Consider the following 2,421-nt stretch of genomic DNA (forward strand, 5'->3'; position numbering starts at 1 on the left):
CTCCGGCGCCAGCACCCCCAACAGCGACGGCGGCAACGTCGCCACCTCCACCCCACCAGCGCGGACCAACCCGGCCAACGCCGCCGGGTCGCCACGATGCGCCTCGTCTGCCATCACCAACCGGCCACCACCGGCCAGGGTCACACACAACTCCGACACCGACGCGTCGAACCCGAACGACGCGAACTGCAACACTCCGGTCCCCGCACCGATCCCGAACAACTCCCGCTGCCCGGCCACCAGGCTCGCCAACCCGCGGTGCGTCACCTGCACACCCTTCGGCCGGCCCGTCGAACCCGACGTAAACATCACATACGCCGCCTGATCCGGATGCACCACCATCCCAGGTGCGGTAGCCGGCTGGCTGCCGAGCACTGCCTGCGTCGTCGGATCGTCCAAGGCCACGGTACGGATCCGCCCGACCGGCAGATCATCGACCGTCTCCTCCATGCCGACCAGCACCGACACCCGACCGTCGGCCAGCATCACCGCCAGCCGCTCCATCGGGTAGCCGGGATCCAGTGGCAGGTAGGCACCGCCGGCCTGCCACACCGCCAGGACGGTCGTCACGAAGTCCAGGCCCCGGGGCAGACACACCCCCACCACAACCTCCGGCCCGACGCCGACCCCGCGCAGGTAGTGCGCGAGCCGGTTCGCCCGCTCCCACACCCGCGCGTAGGACAGACCCTCGACACCGAACCGCACCGCCTCCGCCTCCGGCGCGGTCCCCACCCAACCAGCGATCAACCCCGGCACCAGATCCGCATCGGAAACCGACACCCCACCGGCAGCCCACGACCGCAACACCCCGCGCTCCGACTCGGTCAGCACCGACAGTCCGGACAACCGACGGTCACGGTCGGCCACGATCGCCGACACCAACGCCACGAAGTGACCCGCCAACCGGACCATCCGGTCCCGGTCGAACAGCGCCGTGCTGTACTGCACCGTGCCGACCAACCCACCGCCCCGCTCAGCCACCATGAACCGCAGGTCAACCCCACCAGCCACGTTCTCGATGGTCTCGACACCCTCACCACGGCGAGCAACATCGCTCCCGTGCCCATCCCGGGTTTCGGCTTCGCTCGCCGTTCCGGTGAAGTAGTTGAACAGCACCTGGAACAACGGGCTCCGGGACCGGTCCCGGACCACGCCGAGCTCGTCGACGAGCTGCTCGAACGGCACATCCTGATGCGCGTACGCGGTCAGGGTCTCGGCCCGGACCCGACCCAACAGCTCGGTGAACGTCGGGTCACCGGACAGGTCGGTGCGTAGCACCAGGGTGTTGACGAAGAACCCGATCAGGCCCTCGATCTCGGCCCGGTTCCGGTTCGCGATCGGCGTACCGACGACGATGTCGTCCTGGCCCGAGTATCGGCCCAGCAGGACGTTGAACGCGGCGAGCAGAGTCATGAACATGGACGCTCCGGCGTCCCGCGCGACCGCACGCAGACCGTCGGCCACCTCGGCCGGCACCACGAACTCGAGCTCCGCGCCGGCGCTGGACCGCTGCGCCGGTCGCGGTCGGTCGGTCGGCAGTTCCAGCGTCGGCACACCCGTCAACCGCTGCCGCCAGTAGTCGAGCTGATCGTCGAGGACGTCGCCGGTCAGCCACTGCCGCTGCCACATCGCGAAATCGGCGTACTGCACCGGCAACGGCGCCAGCCCCGGCTCGGCCCCTTCCTGGGCCGCGGCATACAGCACGTCGAGTTCACGGCGCAGGATGTTGGCCGACCACTCGTCACCCACCACGTGGTGCATGGCCAGCGCCAACACATGCTCATCCGCGGCCACCCGCAGCAGGCTCGCCCGGAACAACGGCCCAGCCGCCAGATCGAACGGCACCACCGCATCGGTGGCCAGCCACGCCCGTACGGCAGCGGCCGGATCGTCCTCACTGGACAGGTCGATCAGCGGCAGGTCGAACGGTGCCGGCGGGTCGACCACCTGACCCGGCACCCCGTCGGTGCCGGCGACCAGTCGGGTCCGTAGCACCTCATGCCGGGCCACCAACCCGCCAAGCGCCGTGGCCAACGCCGCCACATCGAGCTCACCGATGAGGTGCGCCGGCATCTGCATGTTGTACTCGGCCGAGCCGGGGTCGAGCTGGGCCAGGAACCACAGGCGTTGCTGCGCGAACGACAACGGCAACAACCCGTCGCGGTCCACCGGCACGATCGGCGGGGTATCGGTGCCCTGCGCCGATCCGGCAACCACGGCCGCCAATTCGGCCACCGTCGGACCGTCGAACAACGCCGCGACCGGCACCTCCACGGCGAACACGGCCCGGATCCGCGACACCACCCGGGTGGCGAGCAGGGAATGCCCGCCCAGGGTGAAGAAGTTGTCGCGTACCCCGACCCGGTCCACGCCCAACAGCTCGGCCCAGATCCCGGCCAGGAGTTCCTGTGTCGGCCCGGA

1 protein-coding gene is annotated in these 2,421 nt (G+C 69.9%); it reads right to left on the minus strand.

The annotated features are described in order from the left end of the window. Window positions 1-2,421: condensation domain-containing protein (locus ACFP2T_RS45820; protein ID WP_377433786.1), on the minus strand; the 2,421-nt coding region annotated here is incomplete at both ends.

Origin of the sequence: Plantactinospora solaniradicis (assembly GCF_042658085.1) — a bacterium.
Classification (GTDB): Bacteria; Actinomycetota; Actinomycetes; order Mycobacteriales; family Micromonosporaceae; genus Plantactinospora; species Plantactinospora solaniradicis.